The 15,440-nt window shown below is 67.5% G+C and carries 13 protein-coding genes and 1 other RNA gene; all 14 read left to right on the forward strand.

The window, feature by feature from the left end; translation table 11 throughout:
- Window positions 1-133 precede the first annotated feature (133 nt).
- The 14 genes from sppA (at window position 134) to murG (ending at window position 15,384) form a co-directional block, all read left to right on the forward strand.
- Window positions 134-1,915 (forward strand): signal peptide peptidase SppA, encoded by a 1,782-nt coding sequence (sppA, locus tag JKF87_RS14845; protein ID WP_201100712.1) that lies wholly within the window; start codon window positions 134-136, stop codon window positions 1,913-1,915.
- Window positions 1,916-2,056: 141 nt separating this feature from the next.
- Window positions 2,057-2,380 (forward strand): hypothetical protein, encoded by a 324-nt coding sequence (locus JKF87_RS14850; RefSeq protein WP_201100662.1) that lies wholly within the window; start codon window positions 2,057-2,059, stop codon window positions 2,378-2,380.
- Between the two features lie 12 nt (window positions 2,381-2,392).
- A complete protein-coding gene (locus tag JKF87_RS14855) occupies window positions 2,393-3,154 on the forward strand; it encodes a peptidoglycan recognition protein family protein (protein ID WP_201100663.1) in 762 nt (253 codons plus the stop codon).
- Window positions 3,155-3,186: 32 nt separating this feature from the next.
- An RNA gene (rnpB, locus tag JKF87_RS14860) (RNase P RNA component class A) lies at window positions 3,187-3,564 on the forward strand.
- Between the two features lie 494 nt (window positions 3,565-4,058).
- The gene (locus JKF87_RS18705) at window positions 4,059-4,535 is read left to right on the forward strand and encodes a division/cell wall cluster transcriptional repressor MraZ (protein WP_201100664.1); all 477 of its coding nucleotides are present in this window, start codon (window positions 4,059-4,061) and stop codon (window positions 4,533-4,535) included.
- Window positions 4,532-5,500, forward strand: coding sequence for a 16S rRNA (cytosine(1402)-N(4))-methyltransferase RsmH (rsmH, locus tag JKF87_RS14870; protein WP_201100665.1), 969 nt, complete (start codon window positions 4,532-4,534; stop codon window positions 5,498-5,500). Before JKF87_RS18705 ends, rsmH begins: the two co-directional genes overlap by 4 nt.
- Window positions 5,497-5,895 carry a cell division protein FtsL gene (gene ftsL, locus JKF87_RS14875; protein WP_201100666.1) on the forward strand — a complete coding sequence of 133 codons (399 nt, stop codon included), beginning with the start codon at window positions 5,497-5,499 and terminating at the stop codon, window positions 5,893-5,895. Before rsmH ends, ftsL begins: the two co-directional genes overlap by 4 nt.
- Entirely contained in the window at window positions 5,892-7,673 is a 1,782-nt protein-coding gene (locus JKF87_RS14880; RefSeq protein ID WP_201100667.1) for a peptidoglycan D,D-transpeptidase FtsI family protein, read from the forward strand. The genes ftsL and JKF87_RS14880 overlap by 4 nt, the downstream gene beginning before the upstream one ends.
- Window positions 7,670-9,133 carry a UDP-N-acetylmuramoyl-L-alanyl-D-glutamate--2,6-diaminopimelate ligase gene (locus tag JKF87_RS14885; protein ID WP_201100668.1) on the forward strand — a complete coding sequence of 488 codons (1,464 nt, stop codon included), beginning with the start codon at window positions 7,670-7,672 and terminating at the stop codon, window positions 9,131-9,133. Before JKF87_RS14880 ends, JKF87_RS14885 begins: the two co-directional genes overlap by 4 nt.
- Complete coding sequence (locus JKF87_RS14890; protein ID WP_201100669.1) at window positions 9,126-10,574, forward strand: UDP-N-acetylmuramoyl-tripeptide--D-alanyl-D-alanine ligase; 1,449 nt, start codon at window positions 9,126-9,128, stop codon at window positions 10,572-10,574. Before JKF87_RS14885 ends, JKF87_RS14890 begins: the two co-directional genes overlap by 8 nt.
- Window positions 10,575-10,583: 9 nt before the next feature.
- The gene (gene mraY / locus JKF87_RS14895; RefSeq protein ID WP_201100670.1) at window positions 10,584-11,693 is read left to right on the forward strand and encodes a phospho-N-acetylmuramoyl-pentapeptide-transferase; all 1,110 of its coding nucleotides are present in this window, start codon (window positions 10,584-10,586) and stop codon (window positions 11,691-11,693) included.
- A 4-nt stretch (window positions 11,694-11,697) separates the two neighbouring features.
- A complete protein-coding gene (gene murD / locus JKF87_RS14900; RefSeq protein ID WP_201100671.1) occupies window positions 11,698-13,107 on the forward strand; it encodes a UDP-N-acetylmuramoyl-L-alanine--D-glutamate ligase in 1,410 nt (469 codons plus the stop codon).
- Window positions 13,104-14,282: an FtsW/RodA/SpoVE family cell cycle protein gene (locus tag JKF87_RS14905; protein ID WP_201100672.1), complete on the forward strand. Its 1,179-nt coding sequence runs from the start codon at window positions 13,104-13,106 to the stop codon at window positions 14,280-14,282. Before murD ends, JKF87_RS14905 begins: the two co-directional genes overlap by 4 nt.
- A gap of 13 nt (window positions 14,283-14,295) precedes the next feature.
- Window positions 14,296-15,384 (forward strand): undecaprenyldiphospho-muramoylpentapeptide beta-N-acetylglucosaminyltransferase, encoded by a 1,089-nt coding sequence (gene murG, locus JKF87_RS14910; protein ID WP_201100673.1) that lies wholly within the window; start codon window positions 14,296-14,298, stop codon window positions 15,382-15,384.
- The last annotated feature ends 56 nt before the right edge of the window (window positions 15,385-15,440 follow it).

Here is a 15,440-nt window from a genome sequence, read left to right on the forward strand (position 1 = left end):
TGCGATGCAGCGAGAACGGCGCCGTGGTTGCGAAGCCTGCACGCAGATTGCCTGACGTTCATTTGACCGCAGCCCCCGTCCCACTATGTTGGACGCTCGGTCGCTTCTGACCTGCGCGGGCCTGCCCTTCTTCATGAAACAGTTCTTCCTGACGGTTCTCGGCGTCTTCACCGGGCTGATCCTCTTCCTGGTCGTGGTGCCGGTGGTTCTGTTGACGATGGCTGTGGCAAGCTCGTCCAAGCCCACGACGCCCGCTGCGGCGGTGCTGGAGCTGGACCTGCGCGCAGGCGTGTCGGACCAGCCCTCGACCAATCCCTTCGCGGCCTTCAGCGGCTCTGGCCTGTCGGCGATCCAGGTGGTCGATGTCCTGGCCCAGGCGAGCGAGGACCGCAGCGTCAAGGGGCTGCTGATCCGCCTGCCGGAAGCGGGCATGACCCCGGCGACGGCGGATGAGCTGCGTCAGGCGATCCACCGCTTCCGCAAGTCGGGCAAGCCGGTCATCGCCCACAGCCAGGGCTTCGCGCCGGCGGGCGCGGTGATGTCCACCTATATGGTCGGAACCTCGGCGGATGAGCTGTGGATGCAGAACACCTCGGGCTTCCAGGCGACGGGCTTCTCGGCCGACAGCGTGTTCCTGGGCCGCGCCTTCGCCAAATACGGCGTTAAGGCCGATTTCGAGCAGCGCTACGAGTACAAGAACGCCGTCAACGAATACACCCAGAGCGACTACACCGGTCCGCACCGCGAGGCGATGACGGCCTGGATGGACGCCATGTACGGCTCGGCCCTGGCCGGGGCGGCGCAGGACCGCAAGACCACGCCTGAAGCTTTGAAGGCGGTCATCGAGGGCGGTCCCTATACGGCCCAGCAGGCGCTGGAGAACAAGCTGATCGACAAGATCGGCCAGGCCGAGGAGGCCGAGGCCGCGATCAAGCAGCGCGCGGGCAAGGGGGCGGAGATCATCCCCTTCAACAAATACGCCTCTGACAAGGGCGACCGTCTGGGTTCAGGCAAGAACGCCATCGCCATCGTCGGCGGCGAAGGCGCGATCGTGACCGGGCGCGGCGGTTCGGGCGGCGGCTTCGGCGGCGGATCCTCGATCCGCTCCGACGACACGGCCAAGGCCATCTACGACGCCATCGAGGACAAGGATGTGAAGGCCATCGTCTTCCGCGTCTCTTCGCCCGGCGGGTCGCCGGATGCGTCGGAACAGATTCTGGCGGCGGTGCGTGCGGCGCGGGCGGCAGGCAAGCCGGTGGTCGTGTCCATGGGCGCCTATGCGGCCTCGGGCGGCTACTGGATCAGTTCCGAGGCCGACTGGATCGTGGCCCAGCCCACCACCCTGACCGGCTCCATCGGCGTGTTCGGCGGCAAGTTCGTTCTGGCGGACGCTCTGGGCCGGTTCGGCGTGGACATGCGCCAGTTGTCGGTCGGCGGCGAATACGCCGACGCCTTCTCTCCGACCCAGACCTTCACGCCGCAGCAACGGGCCGCCTTCTCGACCTCGATGGACCGCATCTACGACGACTTCATCCAGCGCGTCGCCACGGGCCGCAAGCTGTCGCCGGATCGGGTTCGCGAAATCGCCAAGGGCCGCGTCTGGACCGGCGCCCAGGCCCTGCCGCTGGGGCTGGTCGATCAATTGGGCGGTCTGACCGAAGCCGTGGCCAAGGCCAAGGAGTTGGCCAAGATCCCGGCGGACGAATCGGTGCGCTTCAAACACTTCCCCAAGTCGAAATCGACGTTTGAGGCCCTGTCGGAAATGTTCGGCGTCCAGACGGAAGGCGCCAAGGCGCTGGTCATGCTGGGCGGAGTCATGTCGGACCCGCAGGCCCAGGCCGTCATGCGCCGCATCGAGGGCGACCGGATGCGCAGCCAGGGCGCGGTGGTTCTGGCTGATCAGCCGCAGTTCTGATCGCGCGATCCCGCCCCGATCTGGTCACGGGGACGTGCGACGACACGCGCGTCCCTGTTCAGCGGGTTTCCATTGACGGGAAACCATGTTGGACCGACATTGGCTCTTCGGCGTTCTTCGGAGCGCCTGAAAGGATTATCCATGTTCCAGCCTGAACGTTTCGCCACAGTCGGCTTCGCCGCACGCCGTCGGCCCAATGGCTTCGTCGCCTCGGTGATGTGGGTGTTCGGCCTTGTCGCAGGCGCTGCGGCGGTCGCCGTCGGCGCGATCCTGGCCATCTTCACTGCGGTGACCGTGGCGGTGATCGCCCTGTTCGCAGGCGTGCTGGTCTTCCTGGCAGGTCTGGCGCTGAAGGCGCGCCGCAACATGACGCAGCGCCGCCGTTCAAGCGATCCTGACGTGATCGAGGCCCACAAGGTCGGCGAGACCTGGGTCGCTTATGGCTGGGAGCGCGACGGCCGCTAGGGCTGGTTTCCGATGGTTCAGATCATCGCGGCGCCGTCGCCGAACTTCGATGAACGCCGGGCCCCGCCCGACATGCTGGTCCTGCACTATACAGGCATGCAAACGGGGGAGGCCGCCCTGGCGCGCCTGCGTGACGCCGAAGCCCAGGTGTCGGCCCATTATCTGATCGAGGAAGACGGCCGCATCTTCGGCCTTGTGCCGGAAGAGCGCCGCGCCTGGCACGCCGGACGCGGCGTCTGGCAGGGCGAGGACGATTGCAACGCCGCCTCCATCGGCATCGAGATCGTCAATCCGGGCCATGAGTTCGGCTATAGCGCCTTCCCGGACGCCCAGATCGCGTCGGTCATCGCCCTGATCGGCGACATCCGCGAACGCTGGACCGTGCCCGACAGCCGCATCATCGGCCATTCCGACCTGGCGCCGGAACGCAAGGACGATCCCGGCGAACTGTTCCCGTGGAAACGTCTGGCCGAGGCGGGCCATGGCCTCTGGTTCGAACCGGCGGCGGAACGGATCAAGGCCCTGGGCGGTCTGCTGCAAAAGGGCGATGACGGCATCGGCGTGGTCGTGCTGCGCGCAGGCCTGCATCGACTGGGTTACGGCATCAAACCGGGCGGCGACTATGACGCCGAAACTGAAAGCACCGTGCGCGCCTTCCAGCGCCACTGGCGTCAGAGCCGCGTTGACGGCGTGGCCGACGGCGAGACCCGCGCCCGTCTGGTGGGGCTGCTGCAACTGGCCAGCGCCGAGAGCGTGACGGGCGTGCTGGATTGACCTTCGCGCCGGTTGCGCGCATCTAGCGCGCGCCAGACGGCTGGGCGGTCGCGGCAGGGTTCGCCCCTGTCGAGGAAAGTCCGGGCTCCACGGTGAAAAGGCGGCGGATAACTTCCGCCCGGGGTGACCCGAGGGATAGCGCCACAGAAAGCAAACCTCCGGCCTTGCGAGGCCGGTAAGGGTGAAAGGGTGGGGTAAGAGCCCACCGCGTAGGCGGCAACGTCGACGGCATGGCAAGCCCCGCCTGGAGCAAGACCAAATAGGGACATCGCGCGGGTTCGCTCGCGGGGTTCACCGCCTCAGATGTCCGGGTAGGTCGCGAGAACCGATCAGCAATGGTCGGTCCAGAGGAATGATCGTCGCCGCTTTTCGGAGCGGAACAAAACCCGGCTTACAGGCCGTCTGGCATATTTTTTCGACAGGCTGCGTCGCGCGCGGCGTGCGGTCAGCCGCCCCGTGTGCGGCCGAGGCCGGTCGCGGCCTGATTCACCGCCCGGCGTTAAGCTTTACCGTATTTTACAATCGGACCCGCAGCAATCGACACGGCGTTCATAGAGCAATGATCTTGTTGTTCTTTCGCCGGCCCCGGACGGGCCAGATCTTATCCCCCGGTTTGCCGATTGGGGCGCGGCTCCACAGGCTCCAGCTCGTTAACCTTTTGTCGCATCAGCAAGATTAGAGTCATGCACAGGCTGTGAATACTTTGAATGTTCTTTTTATGTTCACGGTATTTGAGTGTGTTTCCCGCGCCGCAAGCCGGGAACATGGTTAAGAGTCAGCTTCAATCCCATTGAGGCCCATTTCATCCCATGCTATCCCAATTTTCATGATTGGGGCTGTGAGGCTGCGCGGCGGGCGCAAGTCAGGCATCTAGGGACGGGTCGAAAGGCTCGATTGGACAGGCGTGTTTCTCTCGACTTACGAGAAACAATTGGACGGCAAGCGTCGTCTCCTGATCCCCAACGACTTCCGCACGACCGAAAACGGCGCAGCTGGCGGCGTCTTCATCTTCCCCTCCATCGAAGCAGACTGCCTAGAGGCGGGCGGCGATCGCCTGTTCGCCGTCTATGCTGAGATGATCGAATCCCTGCCGTTCGGATCTGAAGAGCGTTCGGCGCTGGAGTGGCAGGTGATGGGCGAGCAGGTGCGTCTGTCCTATGACGCAGGCGGCCGCATCACCCTGCCGGAAGCCCTCTGCGCCGAGGCGGGACTGGAGGACACGGTCGTCATCGTCGGCCTGAACGATCGCTTCCAGATCTGGTCGCGTGAGAAGTGGACCGCTCGACGCGCCGAACAGCGCGCCCTGGCCAAGGCGGGCATGGCCCAGATCGGCGCCCTGAAGCTGGCGGCGCAGATGAAGCTGGCGGGGGGCGGTTCGTGACTGATGCTCCCCACGCTCCCGTCCTGTTGGCCGAGGTGATCGAGGCGTTGAAGCCCGGTTCCGGTGATGTGGTCATCGACGCCACCTTCGGCGCAGGCGGCTATACGCGCGCCATTCTGGCGACCGGCGCTGAGGTGATCGCCCTGGACCGCGACCCCACGGTCCAGCCGCACGCCGATTCGGTCGCGCGCGACTTCCCTGACCGTTTCCAGCTGGTCCGCACGCCTTTCTCGGGTCTGGCTGAGGCCTTCGCCGACAGCGGTAAGGCGACGCTGGACGGCGCCGTCTTCGACATCGGCGTCTCGTCGATGCAACTGGATCAGGCCGAGCGTGGCTTCTCCTTCATGCGCGACGGGCCGCTGGACATGCGCATGTCCGATGACGGCGCGACGGCTGCCGACATCGTCAACACCTGGGATCATGGGCCGCTGGCCCACATCTTCAAACTGTATGGTGAAGAGCGTCAGTCGGGCCGGGTGGCCACCGCCATCCTGCGCCGCCGCGCCGAACAGCCTTTCACCCGCACGCTGGATCTGGCTGAGGTGGTCGAGAAGGCTTTGGGCGGACGTCGCGGCGCGCCGATCCATCCGGCGACGCGGGTGTTTCAGGCGCTGCGGATCGCGGTGAATGACGAACTGGGCGAACTGGAGCGCGGGCTGGAAGCCGCCGAAGCGACGTTGGCGCCGGGCGGACGTCTGGCCGTCGTCACCTTCCATTCGCTGGAAGACCGCATCGTCAAAGCCTTCCTGACCGAGCGCACGGGCAACGCCCCGGCCGGTTCGCGTCATGCCCCGATGGCCGTTGATCCGCGCAAGCCCAGCTTCACCCTGCAGTTCAAGGGCGCGCGCGAGGCGGGCGACGAGGAGCGTTCGGTCAATCCGCGCGCCCGTTCGGCCAAGCTGCGCGCGGCGATCCGCACGGACGCGCCCGCCTGGGCCGCGACCAAGGGGAGGGCGGCGGCATGACGGCCAGTCCCTTCGCCTATCGCAAGAGCGTGCTTCAGCGTCTGTTCGACTGGAAGGTGCGCGGCGTCCGCTGGATCGAGATCATCGGCGTGGTGCTGGTCGCCGTCATGATCATGTCGGTCTATGTCGCTAAGGCGGCGGCCGCGCGCGAAAGCGCCAAGATCGCGGAACTGGAACGCGACATCCGCGAAACTAACCAGCGTGTGCGCCTGCTGCGCGCCGAGGCGGCCCGGCTGGAGCAGCCTGCACGGCTTGAGGCCCTGTCGCGTCAGGCCGGCCTGGGGCCGGTCGATGTGCACAAACAGGGCGGCGAAGGCACTTTGACGGCGCTTGCGCCCGAGCCCGCCAAACCGGCTGAACCCTCTGCGACCCCGGCTGCGGAGAGCGCGCAATGAGCGTTCAGGACCACCGCGGCTATCCGCCTCAACGGCCTGCGCCGTCTCTGGATGTCCAGGGACGGCTTGCGCCCTTCTGGCGCTGGGTGTCGGAGCTGGTCTGGCGTCTGGAGCATGGGTTCGAGCGCGCCCGCGCCGACGCTCGCCCGGAAGAGGACACCCGCGTCCGCATCTTCCTGATCATGATCGCCTTCTCGGTCGTGTTCGCCGGTCTGGCGGCAGGCGCATCCTACAAGGCCCTGTTCGCCGATACGGGCGGACGCTGGTCGGTCGGCAATCCGAACGCGCTGAGCCGCGGCGATCTGACGGACCGCAATGGCGAGCTGCTGGCCACCAACGTCATCCACTACGGCCTCTACATCAATCCGAACGAGATCTGGGACCGCGACCTGGCCTATCGCCAGATCCGCCGCGCCCTGCCGCGAATCCCGTCCGAGCGCCTGCGCCGGGTGCTGGCCGGTGATCGCCGTCTGATCGTGATGAACGGCCTGACGCCGGCCGACAAGGCGGCGGTGCATAATCTGGCGCTGGGCGGCGTGACCTTCGAGGCCGAGGATCGTCGCGCCTATCCGCTGGGCACATCGGCGGTGCACATCGTCGGCGACGCCGACACGGGCGGCCGCGGCATCTCGGGCGCCGAACTGGCCTTCAACGACGAAATCCGCGCGGCGGGCCAGCGGGGGGAAAGCTTCCCCCTGTCCATCGACCTGCGCGTTCAGGGCGTGCTGGAGAACGAACTGGCCGCCGCCGCCATCAAGGCCCAGGCCAAGGGCGCGGTGGGCATCGTCACCGACGTCCAGACCGGCGAAGTCCTGGGCATGGCCAGCTGGCCGAACTTCAGCCAGGCCAACCGCAATGCAGCGCCGGACGGCGCGACCCTGAACCGCGCGGTTTCGGGCCACTATGAAATGGGGTCGGTGTTCAAGACCTTCACCGTGGCGGCGGGTCTGGACCTGGGCCTGGCGGACATGAACACCCAGTTCGACGCCTCGCAGGCCCTGCGGATCGGCAACCGCAGCATCAAGGACTTCCACGCCCAGAACCGCGTGATGTCGCTGGAGGAAGTCTATCTGCACTCGTCCAACATCGGCACCTCGCAGTTGGCGGTGCAGATGGGGGCGAACCGGATGCGCGACTATTTCGACCGTCTGGGCCTGCTGCGCGCCTCGTCGGTGGAGCTGAGAGAATCGGCCAAGCCGGTCGTGCCGCGCCGTTGGGATGACTCCACCCTGGCGTCCCTGTCTTTCGGTTACGGCATCATGGTCACCCCGGCCCAGGTCATTCAGGCCATGGGCGCCCTGACCAACGGCGGGCGGATGGTTCCGCTGAGCCTGCGCAAGGGCGGGGCGGTCGGCGCCCAGACGCCGCAGATCGTCACCGAAGAAACCTCGCGCACCATTCTGGACCTGATGCGCCGCAACGTGGTCAAGGGCTCTGGCGGGTTCGCCGATGCGCCGGGCCTGCGGGTCGGGGGCAAGACCGGCTCGGCCAATAAATTGGTCAATGGCCGCTATGAAGCCAACCACGCGGTCGGTTCGTTCGCGGCGGTCTTCCCTGTCGACGGGCCGCTGAACGCCAAACGCTACGCCATCCTGATCGTCGTCGATGAGCCGGGCTCCTATCCCAAGACGGGCGCCTATGTGGCGGCGCCTGCGGTGCGCAACACAGCCGACCGGATCGCGGGCTTCCTGGGCGTCGAGCGTCGCGAAGACCGCTGGCGCACGGCGACGGGCGAAAAGGTCCCGGCCTATCAGGATGTCGCGGGGGACGGGCTGTGAGCGCGCTTCACCTGTCAGACCTGCTGCGCCGCGACGTGGCCTCCGACCCGGTGATCACCGGCGTCACCGCCGACAGCCGCAAGGTCGCGCCCGGTGCCCTGTTCGTGGCCCTGCCCGGATCGGCGGCGGACGGCCGCGCCTTTATCCCTCAAGCCCTGGCGCAGGGGGCGGCCGCGGTGCTGGCGCCCAGCGACACGCCGGACAATGCGGCCCCGGTTCTGGTCACCTCTGGGGACGTGCGCCGGGCCTACGCCATCGCCGCGCGCAGCTTCTATGGCGCCCAGCCCAAGACCTGCGTCGCCATCACCGGGACCAACGGCAAGACTTCGGTCGCCACCTTCTGCCGCGAAATCTGGGCCGGCATCGGCCACAAGTCCGCCAGCATGGGCACCTTGGGCGTGATTGGTCAGAAAGGCGACAAGACCTACGCCCTGACCGGTCCCGGCCTGACCAGCCCCGACGCCGCCGAGGCCGCGCGTCTGCTGGCGGAACTGGCGCGCAAGGAGGTCACCCATCTGGCGCTGGAGGCCTCGTCCCACGGCATCGACCAGCGGCGTCTGGACGGCGTGGCGCTGAAGGCGGCGGGCTTCACCAACCTGACCCAGGACCACCTGGATTATCACGGTACGATGGAGAACTATCGCACCGCCAAGCTGCGTCTGTTCGAGGCCCTGCTGCCGCGCGGACGCACCGCAGTGCTGAACGCCGATTCCGACGCCTATTCCGCCTTCGCCTCGGCCTCGATCATGGCCGGACTGGGCGTGTTCGGCGTGGGCGAGCGCGGGCGCGACCTGACGCTGATCGGACGCAAGGCGACGCCCGAAGGACAGCGCCTGACGCTGGATGTGCGCGGTTCGGTGCGCGAGATACTTCTGCCGCTGGCGGGCGCCTTCCAGGCCTCGAACGCCTTGGTGGCGGCCGGGCTGTGCATCGCGGCGGGTGACGCGCCGGACGCCGTCGTCGGGGCTCTGGAGAACCTGACCGGGGCGCAGGGCCGTCTGCAGCGCATCGGCGCGCGCGCGGCGGGCGCCAAGGGCGAGGTCTATGTCGACTACGCCCACACACCGGATGGTCTGGAGACGGTGCTGAACGCCTTGCGTCCCCATGCGACGGGGCGTCTGATTGTCGTCTTTGGCGCTGGCGGCGATCGCGACCGCGGCAAGCGTCCGCTGATGGGCGGGATTGCAGGCCGCCTGGCCGATGTGGCCATTGTCACCGACGACAATCCCCGTTCCGAAGACCCCGCCTCAATCCGTGCTCAGGTTCTGGCTGGCTATCCTGACGCCATGGAGATCGGTGATCGCCGCACGGCCATCGAAACCGCCATTGAAATGATGGGCGACGGGGATGTGGTGGTCATCGCCGGAAAAGGGCATGAACAGGGTCAGATCGTCGGCGGGGTGACCCATCCCTTTGACGACGCCACTGTCGCGTCCGAGGCCCTGTCCCTTAATGCCTGATACCTCCGCCCGCCCGCTCTGGACGGCCGCCGAAGTCGCCGCCGCCACGGGCGGCGTGCTGCATGGCGACGACCGCCCGATCACGGGCGTCACCTACAACAGCCGCGAGATCGTCTCCGGCGATCTGTTTCTGGCCCTGAAGGGCGCGCGCGACGGGCATGAGTTCGCCGCCAGCGCCTTCTCCGCCGGGGCCGCCGCCGCACTGGTCGAACATCGGGTCGAGGGCGGGCCGCACGTCGTGGTCGCCGACACCCTGCACGGGTTGGAGGCGCTGGGCGTCGCCGCGCGCAACCGGGCGCCCCATGTGAAGCGCGGCGCCGTCACCGGCAGCGTCGGCAAGACCAGCGTGACCCAGGCGATCAAGGCGGGCCTTGATCTGGCGGGGCGGTCGCATGGTTCGATCAAGAGCTACAACAACCATATCGGCGTGCCGCTGACCCTGGCGCGGATGCCGGTGGAGACCGAGCGCGCCATCTTCGAGATCGGCATGAACGCGCCGGGCGAGATCGCGCCGCTATCGAAGTTCGTGGCGCCTCACGCCGCCTGCGTCACTACGGTTGGCCCGGTCCATATCGAAGCCTTCGCCGACGGCGAGGCGGGGGTGGCGCGCGAAAAGGCGACGATCTTCCAGGGGCTGGTTCCCGGAGGAACCGCCGTGGCCAATGGCGATGTGGCCTATGCCGCCGTGCTGGCCGAGGCCGCGCGGGCGGTCGGCGCGCGACTGGTGACTTTCGGCAGCGATGCGGCGCATGACGCCCGCCTGATCGACTTCCGACCCGATGCGGAAGGGGCGGCTGTGACGGCGGACCTGTTCGGCCGGCGGATCGACTATCGTCTGGCCCAGTCGGGCGTGCACTGGGGGCTGAACAGCCTGTGCGTTCTGGCGATGCTGGATGCGCTGGACGTGCCGCTGGAGACGGGGCTGCAGGCCCTGGCCGGGTTCCAACCGCTGGCGGGGCGAGGACAGACGCGGATCGTAAGCCTGCCGGGCGGCGGCTTCACCCTGATCGACGAAAGCTATAACGCCAATCCGCTGTCGATGACGGCGGGCTTCAAGAGCCTGGGCGCGCGGGCGATCGCGCCCGGCGGGCGCCGCATCGTCGTTTTGACCGACATGCTGGAGTTGGGCGAACAGAGCCGCGCCCTGCATGAAGGCCTGGCTGCGACCATCGAGGCGGCGGGGGTGGATGTGGTTCACGCCGCGGGGCCTGAAATGCGCCATCTATACGATGCACTGCCCGCCTCGCGTCGCGGCCTGTGGCGCCCGACGGCGGCGGAGCTGGCGGCTGAAGCGTCCGCGCTGGCGGCGCCCGGCGATATTGTCATGGTCAAGGGATCGAACGGGTCGAAGGCGTCGCTGGTCGCCAGAGCCCTGGCCGATCTGAACAGCGCCGAAGGGGGCTTGCCCTCAGGCGGCGACGCGCCCGGCGTGGCGCGGTAGGGGAACCGAATGTTTTATCTGCTGTATCTCTATTACGCCGATGTGGCGCACCAGTATCCCCTGCTGAACCTGCTTCAGTATCAGACGGTGCGCGGCGCCCTGGCCCTGGCCACGGCGGCCGTGGTGGCGGTGGCCATGGGCAGCCGCTTCATCAACTGGATCCGCGCCAAACAGGGCCGGGGCCAGCCGATCCGCGACGACGGCCCGGTTTCGCACCTGTCCAAGGTCGGCACGCCGACCATGGGCGGCCTGATGATCCTGGCGGGCATCGGCGTCGCCGTTCTGCTGTGGGGCGACCTGACCAACCCCTATATCTGGATCGTGTGCGGCGTGACGGCGGCGTTTGGCGTGCTGGGCTTCATCGACGACTACGCCAAGGTGACGAAACAGACCTCGGCGGGCCTGACGTCCAAGCAGAAGCTGTTGGCCCAGACGGTCGTCGCCGTGGTCGCGGGCGTGCTGACGGTGCTGTGGATGACCCACTCGCCGACCTCGCCGGGGCTTGAGACCTCGATCGCCTTCCCCTTCTTCAAGGCCGTTCTGCTGAACATCGGCTGGTTCTATGTGGCGTTTGCGGCCTTCACCATCGTCGGCTTCTCCAACGCGGTGAACCTGACGGACGGGCTGGACGGTCTGGCCACCGTGCCGGTGATGATGGCCGCCGCCGCGTTCGGCGTGATCGCCTATCTGGCCGGCAACTTCGTCTTTTCGCAGTATCTGCAGATCCACCACGTGCCGGGCGCGGGTGAACTGGCCATCTTTTGCACGGCCATGATCGGCGGGGGGGCGGGCTTCCTTTGGTACAATGCGCCGCCCGCCAAGATCTTCATGGGCGACACCGGTTCGCTGGCTCTGGGCGGGGCGCTGGGCGCCATCGCCGTGACCACCAAGCACGAGCTGGTTCTGGGCATCATCGGCGGCCTGTTCGTGATCGAGGCCGCCTCGGTCATGATCCAGGTCGGCTATTACAAGCTGACCAAGAAGCGCATCTTCCTGATGGCGCCGATCCACCACCATTTCGAAAAGATGGGCTGGCCGGAATCGACCGTGGTCATCCGGTTCTGGATCATCGCCGGGGCGCTGGCGCTGATCGGCCTGTCCACGCTGAAGCTGCGCTGATCCCATGATCCCCGTTCCCGGCTATGAGGGCAGACGTGTTGCGGTCTTCGGCCTGGGACGGTCGGGGATCACGGCGGCGCGCGCTCTGTTGGCCGGGGGCGCGATCCCGATCCTGTGGGACGACAGCGTTTCGGGCCGAATGCAGGCCCAGGCCGAAGGTTTCGAGGTCGAAGACCTGACCGCCGCCGACTGGTCGGACTTCGCCGCCCTGGTCCTTTCGCCGGGCGCGCCCCTGACCCATCCCAAGCCGCACTGGACGGTCGACCGCGCGCATGAAGCGGGCGTGCCGGTTATCGGCGATGTCGAACTGTTCGCCCGCGCCCTGGCCATGCTTCCATCGGAGCAGCGGCCCCGTGTGGTCGCCGTCACCGGCACCAACGGCAAGTCCACGACCACGGCCCTGATCGGCTGGGTGCTGAAACAGGCGGGGCTGACGGTCCATGTCGGCGGCAACATCGGCATCGGGGTTCTGGCCCTGCCGGAGCCGAAGGCGGACGCGGTCTATGTGATCGAGGTGTCCAGCTATCAACTGGACCTGACGACCAGCTTCACGCCTGACGTGGCGATCCTGACCAATGTGTCGCCGGACCATCTGGACCGCCATGGCGGGATGGAAGGCTATGTCGCGGCCAAGCGGCGGATATTTGCGGCGCAGGGACCTGACGCTGTCGCGCTGGTCGGCGTCGATGAAACCTGGGGGCAGGGCGTTTTCGATGCGCTGCACGCCGCCGGACGCCATACGGTCAGCATCAGCACCGACCCGTCGGCCGCAGGACAAGAAGGATATACGGCGCGCGCCGGGGCTGTTCTGAAGGATGGCGAAGTCATCGCCGACCTGTCCGCAGCCCGCTCGCTGCCCGGTCGCCACAACGCCCAGAACGCCGCCTTCGCCTATGCCGCCGCGCGGGCGCTGGGCGTGTCGCACGAAGCCGCTGTCGAAGGCCTGCTGACCTTCCCCGGCCTGGCGCACCGGATGGAGGCTGTCGGCCATATCGGATCGGTGCGGTTCATCAATGATTCCAAGGCCACCAACGCCGACGCCGCGCGTCAGGCGCTGGCCAGCTACCCAAGTGTCTTCTGGATCGCCGGCGGCGTGCCAAAGGCGGGCGGCATCGCTGATCTGGCCGACCTGTTCCCCCGCGTGACCAAGGCCTATCTGATCGGCGAGGCGGCGGACGCTTTCGCGGTGACACTGGGCGCCACCCCGCATTTGGTGTCGAAGACGCTGGATGCAGCGGTGACCGCCGCCGCCGCCGATGCGCATGAGGCGTTTCTGGCGTCGGGCGTCGAGCAGATCGTGCTGCTGTCGCCCGCCTGCGCCAGTTTCGACCAGTATCCCGACTTCGAGGCGCGGGGCGAGGCGTTCCGCGCCGCCGTGCTCAACCTCGGCGCCGCGCCGGAGGCGACCGCATGACCGCGCCCTATACGCCGACCTTCTCGCGCAATGATCAGAGCCATGTGGCCCAGTGGTTCTGGACCGTGGATCGTGGACTGCTGAGCGCGGCCCTGGCGCTGATGGGCTTAGGCGTCGCGCTCAGCTTCGCCTCCAGCCCGGCGGCGATCCTGGCCGATGAATCGATCACCGATCCCTTCCACTATTCGTGGCGGATGATGGCGTTCGCGGGCATGGGGCTGACGGTCATGCTGGCCACCTCGCTGATGTCGCCGCGCGGCGTGCGGCGTGTGGCGGTGCTGGCCCTGTTCAGCGCCATCATCGTCATGGCGGCCCTGCCGTTCATCGGCGACACGGTGAAGGGGGCTGCGCGCTGGGTGAACCTGGGCCCCTTCAGCCTGCAGCCGTCCGAGTTCGCCAAGCCCGGCCTGATCGTCTTCGCCGCCTGGATGTTCGCCGAGGCGCAGAAGGGGCAGGGGGTGCCGGGCGTGACCATTGCGTTCGGCTTCTACGCCCTGACGGTCTGTCTGCTGTTGATCCAGCCGGACATCGGCCAGACCCTGCTGATCACCACCACCTTCATGGCCGTCTTCTTCATGGCCGGGGTGCCGTTCAAGTGGATGGCGGTGCTGGCCAGCGCGGGCATGGCGGGACTGGTGTCGCTGTATTTCGTCTTCGGTCACATGCGTGACCGTCTGAGCCGCTTCACCTCGCCCGAGACCACCGACACCCACCAGATCGACAGCGCATCCGAGGCCATCCGCGCGGGCGGACTGGTCGGGCGCGGCATCGGCGAGGGGGTGATGAAGCGCCGGGTGCCGGACTTGCACACCGACTTCATCTATTCGGTCGGCGCTGAAGAGTTCGGCCTGGTGCTGAGCCTGATCATGATCGGCCTCTACGCCTTCATCGTGGTGCGCGGGATGCGCCGGGCGATGAAGCTGACTGACCCGTTCGAACAGACGGCTTCGGCGGGCCTGTTCATGCTGATCGGGCTTCAGGCCTGCATCAATGTGGCGGTGAACCTGAACCTGATCCCGACCAAGGGCATGACCCTGCCCTTCATCAGCTATGGCGGATCGTCCATGCTGGCCATGTGCGTGACCATGGGGTTTGCGCTGGCCCTGACGCGTCGTCGTCCCGGAGCGTATGAGCCGGGGGCGAGCCTGCCCGGTTCGCGTCGCCGTCTGCTGTAAAAACGAGGCCTGAATGTCCAAGCTCTGCGTCGTCGCCGCCGGTGGAACCGGCGGGCATATGTTCCCGGCCGAGGCCCTGGCGCGTGAACTGTCGGCGCGCGGCTGGCGCGTGGTTCTGGCGACCGATCACCGGGGCGAGCAATACGCCCATGCTTTTCCGGCCGAGGAACGTCTGGCGCTGGATGCGGCGACGGGATCGGGGCCTCTGGGCTTGGTCAAGGCGGGCGTGGCCATCTTCAAGGGCGTGATGCAGGCGCGCACGGCCTTCGACCGTCTGGGCGCCGATGTCGTGGTGGGATTCGGCGGCTATCCGTCGGCGCCTGCGCTGGTGGCGGCGGCGACGTCGCCGCGTCCGACGGTGATCCACGAACAGAACGCCGTGCTGGGCCGCACTAACCGCATCCTTGCCCCCTATGTGAACGAAGTCGCTTCGTCCTTCCCGACCCTGGAGCGCGCGCCCGCCAAGGTGCAGGGACGATCGCACGTCGTCGGCAGCCCCGTGCGCGCCGATATCCGCGCCCTGTTCGACAGGGCTTATGTCGCGCCCGCCGCAGACGGCCCGATCCGCGTGCTGGTGACGGGCGGCAGTCAGGGCGCGCGCATCCTGTCGGAGACGACGCCCCGCGCCCTGGCGGCCCTGCCTGAGGCCATCCGACGTCGCCTGAAGGTGCAGCAGCAGTCGCGTCCCGAGACGTTGGAAACCGCCCAGCAGGTCTATCTGGAGGCGGGGATAGAGGCTGAGGTCGCGCCCTTCTTCCGCGACATGGCTTCGCGCCTGTCGGCGGCGCATCTAGTGGTGGGGCGGTCCGGCGCCTCGACCTGCGCCGAACTGGCGGTGGCGGCCCTGCCGTCCATCCTGATCCCGCTGAAGATCGCCACCGACGATCACCAGCGCCTGAACGCCAAGGCTCTGGTCGATGCGGGGGCCGCCGAAGTCATTCTGGAAGACGATCTGACGGTTGAGCGTCTGGCGGCGGCGCTCGAAGATGTGCTGGCCGATCCGGCGCGTCTGGCGGTCATGTCAGCGGCGGCGAAATCGGTCGCCATTCCCGACGCGGCGCAACGTCTGGCCGATCTGGTCGAGGCGACCGCGAAACGCTGATCCGGCCTTCGCTCGCCCCTGCGCCGATCCACCTCTCCAGGAAATGGGCGAGAGAA

This window comes from Brevundimonas nasdae, assembly GCF_016654005.1.
In the GTDB taxonomy this organism is placed as follows: Bacteria; Pseudomonadota; Alphaproteobacteria; order Caulobacterales; family Caulobacteraceae; genus Brevundimonas; species Brevundimonas nasdae.

Bases quoted from the DNA above. Each gene is read 5' to 3' on its own strand.
- JKF87_RS14880 (WP_201100667.1), top strand. From the start codon at position 5,892: ATGAGCGTTCAGGACCACCGCGGCTATCCGCCTCAACGGCCTGCGCCG.
- murG (WP_201100673.1), top strand. From the start codon at position 14,296: ATGTCCAAGCTCTGCGTCGTCGCCGCCGGTGGAACCGGCGGGCATATG.
- sppA (WP_201100712.1), top strand. From the start codon at position 134: ATGAAACAGTTCTTCCTGACGGTTCTCGGCGTCTTCACCGGGCTGATC.
- mraY (WP_201100670.1), top strand. From the start codon at position 10,584: ATGTTTTATCTGCTGTATCTCTATTACGCCGATGTGGCGCACCAGTAT.
- JKF87_RS14850 (WP_201100662.1), top strand. From the start codon at position 2,057: ATGTTCCAGCCTGAACGTTTCGCCACAGTCGGCTTCGCCGCACGCCGT.
- JKF87_RS14905 (WP_201100672.1), top strand. From the start codon at position 13,104: ATGACCGCGCCCTATACGCCGACCTTCTCGCGCAATGATCAGAGCCAT.
- JKF87_RS14855 (WP_201100663.1), top strand. From the start codon at position 2,393: ATGGTTCAGATCATCGCGGCGCCGTCGCCGAACTTCGATGAACGCCGG.
- JKF87_RS14890 (WP_201100669.1), top strand. From the start codon at position 9,126: ATGCCTGATACCTCCGCCCGCCCGCTCTGGACGGCCGCCGAAGTCGCC.
- ftsL (WP_201100666.1), top strand. From the start codon at position 5,497: ATGACGGCCAGTCCCTTCGCCTATCGCAAGAGCGTGCTTCAGCGTCTG.
- murD (WP_201100671.1), top strand. From the start codon at position 11,698: ATGATCCCCGTTCCCGGCTATGAGGGCAGACGTGTTGCGGTCTTCGGC.